The sequence below is a fragment of the Sagittula salina genome (assembly GCF_017813235.1).
GTDB classification, from domain to species: Bacteria; Pseudomonadota; Alphaproteobacteria; order Rhodobacterales; family Rhodobacteraceae; genus Sagittula; species Sagittula salina.
In genome coordinates this window covers 38,616-45,990 of the sequence record NZ_JAGISH010000022.1, presented here as the reverse complement: position 1 = coordinate 45,990, position 7,375 = coordinate 38,616, and the positions used below count along the sequence as shown (strand labels likewise).

Below are 7,375 nucleotides of genomic sequence, written 5' to 3'. Positions count from 1 at the left end.
CATTCAGAATCTCCTCGTTCATCTTGGCGAGAAAACTCTACTTATGCAGCCCCTTAGTTTCGGGGGGGATTACCATGGGTCCCGACAAATGGCCCGCCACATGCAGCGGGAGGGCCACAGATGTGGACGACATCGTGTGCGGCGGCTGATGAAGCTCATGTGTTTGGTGCCGATTTACCAAGAGCCGAAGACCAGCAAGAAGCACCCGGAGCACAAGATATACCCATATCTTCTGAAGGACTTGCCCATCACCCGGCCCAACCAGGTCTGGTGCGCGGACATCAGCTACATCCCTATGCGCCGGGGATTTCTCTACCTCGTTGCCATCATGGACTGGCACAGCCGGAAGGTGCTGAACTGGCGGCTCTCGAACAGCATGGACGCGGGGTTCTGCGTCGAGGCGTTGAAAGAAGCGCTGGCAGGATACGGCACCCCCGAGATATTCAACACCGATCAAGGATCCCAATTCACCAGCACCGATTTCACCGACGTCCTGCGCGATGCGACGGTGAAAATCTCGATGGATGGCCGGGGACGCTGGATCGACAACCGAATGATCGAACGGCTCTGGCGATCCCTCAAATATGAATGCGTCTACTTGAACGCCTTCGAAACCGGTTCCGAAGCCCGGGACGGAATCGGTGGCTGGATCAGCTACTACAACGAAAGACGCCCGCACTCATCACATGGGATCATGACGCCGGACGAGGCCTATGGTAGACGAACTCCGGACCTGAAGGTTGCCGCCTGAAATGAAACCAAAGCTATAGCTTAGCACGGCGGCAAACTGGTCGAATTTCCAGGACCACCTCTGAGGGACCGTGAACCGCCTATACTTCCGCTGCGCCAAATGCCGCGCAGAGAACGACATAGAGGCCCCGCCTGAGAGCTTTGCCCTCGTCGCCGCGCAGATCCTCCCTCGCTGCCAATGCCGACGGTGCATGCATATCGGAGCCGACGAGATGCGCCGGTATTTCGACGCGGGCGGTCATGCGATGGACGGGGCCAGGGTGAGGTGAGCGCGGGCATGGGCGTGGAGCACCCACATCGTAACGCATTGATCTGCAACGGTCGTTAAAACTGCGCTCGTGGGGCACGTCATCGCTGTTTTCGTTGGAAAAAACCTGATTATAGGTACTCCGTGTGGGGGCACCATCGCATCAGATAAGCCACTGTTATTCCTCAGCTATCACACGACTTGGCAGAGGCGTAGACCATGGCGAAGACCACAATCACCCCGACATCTGTTCCGTTTTCCTTTGTGAAGGCGGGAATCTTCTACTTCAGCCGTCGTGTTCCCCGGGACCTGCGGCACCGCTATTCGTCCTCCAGGGTCTCGTACTCGCCGCGCAGCCGATCTTCGCCGAGATGGACACGATCACCTGTCGGTAGCGTGTTTCAGCACTCATGACCGCACGGGGAATGCCAGTCATCGGCGATACCATCGACCGGCGACAGAATTGGAGCTGCCGCTCCCCCATCGCGGCGTAAGGTGCGAGGGAGTGGCCACCTGGGTCCTGGGTGAACAGCCAGCGGTTCCAATCAGGAGAACTCCGTTGACCCGGATCGTCGCGGGAACCGCCTCGACGAGGTTTGCGACAGTGGTCTTGGCCAACCGGCCTTCCCGTCCGGGTGAACTCCTTCGTCAAAAGCTTGGGCCGACGGGATTCGGTGAAGTTGAACTGCATGTGTGCCCCGTGTTCTTGTAATGTCCAAGGCAGTGGAGCGAGCTGCCTGTCCTGGCGCAAATGGCATCGTTCGGTCCCTCGGCTGCGGGAAAGAACGACCGAAGTTGGAATTGTCCATTGCTGTCAGTGTCTTGCCGGTTCGCCACGACTGATGCACGAAATGTGGATTTCCAGTTGGCGGGTACGCGATGCTGCCCAAGGCGTCGAATTCAAGAAATTCTTTTCTCGAGACAGGTTCATTGCAGGCAAATGGCGCAGGCCGATTCATGCTTCCCAGCGCCCTCTTCCCGGGGAGCATCTCGCCGCAAGTCAGGAGAAGCTGGCGTGGTTTTGACCGTTGTTCGGAACATGCTTGCTCGGCTGTCGCGTCTGAACCCGGCTCCCGGCCGACAATACGACTGTGATCCGGTTCAGCCCGCCTTGCCGGAAGTGCTGGTGGCAGAAGCGCCGGAGGGTGGCTTTTCAGTCACCCTGAATGACGCGCTTTTGCCCCGCGCGCTGGTCGACCGCGCGTACCACGCCCGGATACGGGCAGAAGCGACGGAACCCGACACGCGGGCCTTCATCACGGAGCGCGTGAAGCACGCGAGCTGGATCGTACGCACGCTCGACCGTCGGGCGGTCACGATACTGAAGGTCGCCCGTGCCATCGTCACCTACCAACGGGACTATTTTCATCATGGTGTCGACCACCTGCGGCCGCTGTCTCTGCAGCGCGTGGCAGAGACCGTGGGCGTCAACCAGTCCACGGTTTCCCGTGCCATCGCCGACAAATACCTGATGGGGCCGCGCGGGCTGGTGGCGCTGAAATACTTCTTCCCCGAAGCGGTGGGAAAAAGCGACGTCGAGGCCGTTTCGAACGAGGCCGTGCGGCACCGTATCCGGAAACTCGTGGAAGCCGAAGCTCCGGCAAGCGTGCTGTCGGACGACGCAATAGTGCGCGCGCTGGCCGAAGAGAACATCGACCTCGCGCGGCGCACGGTGGCCAAGTACCGTGCGCAGATGGGCATTCCCTCCTCGGCGCAGCGCCAGAGGATCCGCCGCGCCGCGCTTCCTGCCTGATTGCGCCGCCCTGGGCCTGAGTCCGGCACGATCCATGCGGCGCATCCGGTACGGCGTAGCGCGCTGCGCCAGACAGGAGAAACCCCATGCCCGACGCCTTCATCTGCGACTACATCCGCACCCCCATCGGCCGCTTCGGCGGCGCTCTGGCCAGGGTTCGTGCCGACGACCTGGCCGCGCATCCGCTGAGCGCGCTCATGGCGCGCAACCCCGGGCTGGACTGGGCCGCGCTGGATGAGGTGATCTACGGCTGTGCCAACCAGGCTGGAGAGGACAACCGCAACGTCGCAGGGATGGCGCTCTTGCTGGCGGGCCTGCCGGTGTGCGTGCCCGGCACCACGATCAACCGACTCTGCGGTTCCGGCATGGACGCGGTGCTGACCGCCGCCCGCGCCATCCGTGCAGGCGAGGCCGATCTGGTGGTCGCCGGTGGGGTGGAGAGCATGTCCCGCGCGCCCTTCGTGATGCCGAAGGCCGAGAGCGCCTTTTCACGGCAGGTCGAGATCCACGACACCACCATCGGCTGGCGTTTCGTGAACCCGAGGATGCAGGCCGAGTTCGGCACGGAGTCGATGCCGGAGACCGCCGAGAACGTGGCTGCGGATTTCGCCGTCGCCCGCGCCGACCAGGACGCCTTCGCCCTGCGCTCGCAACAGAAGGCCGCGGCGGCGATGGCTTCGGGCCGCCTGGCGCGGGAGATCGCGCCGGTCGAGATCGCGCAGCGCAAGGGGCCACCGCTGGTGGTGTCGGAGGACGAGCATCCGCGGCCGCAAACCACGGCGGAGGCGCTGGCCCGGCTAACCGCCCCGTTCCGCGACGGCGGCAGCGTGACGGCGGGCAACGCCTCGGGCGTCAACGACGGGGCGGCTGCGCTGATCCTGGCTTCGGCAGAGGCAGCGCGGCGCCACGGTCTTACCCCGATCGCGCGGGTCATGGGTGACCGCGCCATGCGCAAGAGGGATTTTACGGAGTTGGTTCTGGAAAATCGCTGGGTTCTGACATGTGTCCGGCTTCTGTTGCGGCTCTTTGCACGCGGCGGGCCCGTATGGTTTTCGAAGGTCGGGTCCAGATCAAAGCCGTGTGTTCGAAGGCACTCTGTCGCACCCTGGTTCTCCCGACCCCGTCTCACGAGCGTTTCGCCAGACTGCTCCTTGCCCTCTTCCGCTCCGACCTTCTCGCGACCGACGACTGGCTTACGCTGCCGTGGCCGGAGACTGGTAGACACCGCCCAGCTATCAGGATCCAGACGATCCGCACCATCTTGTTCGCCAGGGCGACCCGCACCAACAACGGTGGCTTCCGCGTCAGCATCGCTCCCAGCCAAGTGCCGGGTTGGGCCGCGGCATGGACATGCCACTTGATGATAACGCTGTTGGCCCCGATGGTCAGAAGCCGTCCGAGGGATCGCTCGCCCATCTTGGTCGTGGCCCCGAGCCTCTGTTTGCCGCCCCTGGAATGCCGTCGCGGCGGGAGGCCGAGCCAAGCTGCGAAGCCGCGCGCCTTCCGGAATGTCTCCGGTGGCGGGGCTATGGCGGCGATGGCCGTGGCGATCAGGGCACCGATGCCGGGCACTGTCGTCACCTGCGGTGCAACCTCGTTCTCTGTGGCGCGCCAGTCGAGCCTGCTGATCTCTGCCTGCAGATGGGTGAGGGCCTCAGCCCGTACTTTCAGCCTGCCAACGGCTTCGGCGGGTAAAACACTGTCCGGACCCACCTTGGCACATTGACGCCGTCCAGGGGCGGTCACATCGTCAGAGCCTCCGATAGGCCCCAATGTTGTGGTCCCAGGGTCGTTCGGCTGGTCGCCATTGGGCCTGGTGCGGCGCGACCCGTCAAAACCAGCCGGGACGGTGCCGGGATTCAGCGCGAGCGCGGGGGGAGCTTTCAGCCTGGTATGCAGCACGCAATAGCCGCGCCTACGGCGTGGTTGGGTTGTGGAGTGGTATCCGAGAGGTAGCGCGCAGGTGCCCCCCTTGGGTCGCAGCCGGCCGGATCCGAACGCGATGGCTGGCTCACCCGCTCCCGGCTTCGCGTGGCAGCAGGTCGGCGGCATCGATGCCGCGTTTCTCGGCGCTTGAGCGGACCGCTTCGCGCAAGGCGCGGCTGCGCTTGAGCAGGCGGCGGAAGCGATCCTCGTCCAGCACCAGCAGCGTGGTCGGCGCGATGGCCCGCACGTCGGCGCGGCGGGCGCGGTTGGTCAGGATCGCCATCTGGCCGAACATCTCGCCGCGGCCCAGGCGCCACTTCTGACCGGCGCTCTCCAGCTCGAGCGCACCCGAGGCGATGAAGAAGACGCTGCGCGCGGGGCTGTCGGCGCGCATTACCACCTCGCCGGGGTCGACGTAGCGGGTGGCCAGCGCGCGGCCCAGCCGCCTGGCCACCGGCCCGTCGAGATCGGCGAACAGCGCGAACTGCCGCACGAAGGCGGTGCGCTGCACCGCGAGGTCGAGCCGCGGCCGGCCCTCGGCGGCCTGCCGGCGAGTGGCGAGGTCCTGCACCAGCGTGGTGTAGACCTCGGCGCCGATCAGCCCGTCCTCGCGCATGGCGATGTACTCGCGCTCCTCCAGCCGCAGGGCGGTGCGGCGGATGAAGCGGCGCTCCAGCTCCTCGGCGTAGCCCGGGTACTGCAGCCGCAAGCCTTGGAGCGCGGTCTCCACCGCCTCGATGCGGCGTGCCAAGAGCTCGTGCAGCAACTCCGCCACCCGTCGGCCGTGGATGCGCCGGATGCGGCCGTCGATGAAGGTGCCGAGATCGCGCAGGATCAGGCGCTGCGACAGCAGCAGTTCGAAGCGGTCGGCGGTCATCGAGGCCAGCGGTCCCGAGATTCCCAGCCGGCCGTGCAGCAGCCCCGCGGCGCGGAAGGCGCGACCGTATACGACGCTGCGTCGCGCGGCTCGCTGGTAGCCGCTGCGGCCCTGGGTGCGGGCGCCCTCGATCAGCCGGTCGGCGTCGGAGATCACGAGGTCGGCCATGCGCGCCGAGATCGTGCCCTCGCGGACCCGGGCGAGGATGCTGTCGCGCTCGTGGCCCGCCAGCGCGATCAGCCCCAGCGCGATACGGTCGCGGTCGAGGATGTCGGTGCTTTCCTCGGCGAGCCGCACCGCCGCCTCCAGCCGTTCGCCAAAACGCTTGGCCTCGGAGCGCACAGTATCGTGCTCCAGCTCGTAGTTCTCGGTGGTGCGGGCGACGTCCTCGCGCACGGTCTGCAGCGCCACCGCGACGACCTGGCGCGAGAGCGCCTCGTCGATCGCCGACAGGCGGTCGAGCCCGAGCCGGCCGATCATCCAGCGTAGCGTGGTACCTTGGACCAGCAGGGTGAACAGGGTGAAGCCGGTGGCGAGGATGCCGACCAGGCGCTGCACGTCGTCCGGCACCCGTACGCTCTCTGTCACGGCGAGGGCCAGCGCAAGGGTGACCGCGCCGCGCAGCCCGCCCCAGAGGATCGCGGCACGGTAGGGGCGTTCGACCGGGGGCGAGAGCTTCAGCCGGGTCAGCAGGGGCAGGAGGCCGAAGAGCACCGCGCTGCGCGCCACCACGGCAGCCAGCACGACGACGCCGATCAAGAGAAAGTCGGTGAGGCGTACCGATTCCAGCAGGCGCGGGATCAGCAGCGCGGCGAGGATGAAGATCAGCGCGCCGGCCCAGTGCGCCAGAACGCCCCAGAGTTCGCGCAGGTTAGCCCAGGCCTGCGGTGGCAGACGGCCGGGGGCGGCCAGGTTCATTGTCAGCCCCGCCGCGACCACCGCGATCACCCCCGAGGCGCCGACGCTCTGCTCGGCCAGGATGTAGGCGAGGTAGGGCAGCGCAACCGAGATCGAGCTTTGCGCCAGCTCGTGGCGGTGGAACAGCGCCATCAGCCAGACCGCGATCCGCGCCGCCAGCCATCCGGTCGCCGCGCCCCCCGCGATCAGCACGGGGAAGCGCGCCAGCGCGTCGCCGAGCTCGGGGTCGGGGATGCCCATCATCACGAAGCCCATGAACAGGCCGAAAAGCGCGATGGCAGCGGCGTCGTTCAGCAGGCTCTCTCCCTCGATGATCCGCGCCAGCCGCCGCGGCGCCGAGATCGAGCGGAAAATCGAGACCACGGCCGAGGGGTCGGTGGTCGAGACGATGGCGCCGATCAGCAGGCAGGCCGCCAGCGGCAGGGAGCTGACCCACGAGAGCGCGTAGCCCACGGTGAGCGTGGCGACCACCACCGCCACCACGGCGAGCACCAGGATCGGGACCCAGTCGTCCAGCATCCGGCGCAGGTTCATGCCCAGCGTGGCCTGGAACAGCAGCGTCGGCAGGAAGACGTAGAGGAACACGTTGGAGCGTATCGGCAGGCCGAGGATTGCCGCGGCGATGGGGTTCAGCGCGTCGGTCAGCTCGGTGCGCAGGAAGAATGTCGCCCCGGCGCCGATCAGGGTGCCCAGCACCGCGAGGATCACGCTATAGGGCAGCCGCAGCCGCGCGGCGAAGGGTTCGGCCACGCCGATCACGAGGAACAGCGAGGCGATGACGGTGGTGACGAGGGTGATGTCCATGCCCGGGAAATAGCAGAAAGAGGCGGCGGCGCACCTGCGATTTGCGGCAGGCGGGCGGTACAGCCTGGCCGGGTATCCCTCCGGTTCTGAACAGTGCTCC

4 protein-coding genes and 2 pseudogenes are annotated in these 7,375 nt (G+C 66.2%); 4 read left to right on the top strand and 2 right to left on the bottom strand.

The features are described from left to right. From J5474_RS21680 to J5474_RS21670, 4 genes and pseudogenes are all read left to right on the top strand, one after another. A partial coding sequence (locus tag J5474_RS21680; protein WP_245216645.1) for an IS3 family transposase occupies positions 1 to 751 on the top strand: 751 nt, incomplete at its 5' end. A gap of 465 nt (positions 752 to 1,216) precedes the next feature. Beyond that, the gene (locus J5474_RS23210; protein ID WP_342454082.1) at positions 1,217 to 1,411 is read left to right on the top strand and encodes a DUF6538 domain-containing protein; all 195 of its coding nucleotides are present in this window, start codon (positions 1,217 to 1,219) and stop codon (positions 1,409 to 1,411) included. Positions 1,412 to 2,012: 601 nt separating this feature from the next. Then, the gene (locus J5474_RS21675; protein WP_209364009.1) at positions 2,013 to 2,750 is read left to right on the top strand and encodes an RNA polymerase factor sigma-54; all 738 of its coding nucleotides are present in this window, start codon (positions 2,013 to 2,015) and stop codon (positions 2,748 to 2,750) included. Positions 2,751 to 2,836: 86 nt separating this feature from the next. Next, positions 2,837 to 3,688: pseudogene (locus J5474_RS21670) on the top strand (acetyl-CoA C-acyltransferase); the annotation flags it as partial. Between the two features lie 255 nt (positions 3,689 to 3,943). On the opposite strand, the pseudogene J5474_RS21665 reads toward J5474_RS21670, so the two are convergent. Further along, a pseudogene (locus J5474_RS21665) lies at positions 3,944 to 4,445 on the bottom strand (transposase); the annotation flags it as partial. 316 nt (positions 4,446 to 4,761) lie between these two features. Then, the gene (locus tag J5474_RS21660; RefSeq protein ID WP_209364007.1) at positions 4,762 to 7,275 is read right to left on the bottom strand and encodes a cation:proton antiporter; all 2,514 of its coding nucleotides are present in this window, start codon (positions 7,273 to 7,275) and stop codon (positions 4,762 to 4,764) included. Positions 7,276 to 7,375: the final 100 nt, after the last annotated feature.

Excerpts from the sequence above, each read along its gene's own strand:
- J5474_RS21660 (WP_209364007.1), bottom strand. The coding sequence starts at position 7,275 with ATGGACATCACCCTCGTCACCACCGTCATCGCCTCGCTGTTCCTCGTG.
- J5474_RS23210 (WP_342454082.1), top strand. The coding sequence starts at position 1,217 with ATGGCGAAGACCACAATCACCCCGACATCTGTTCCGTTTTCCTTTGTG.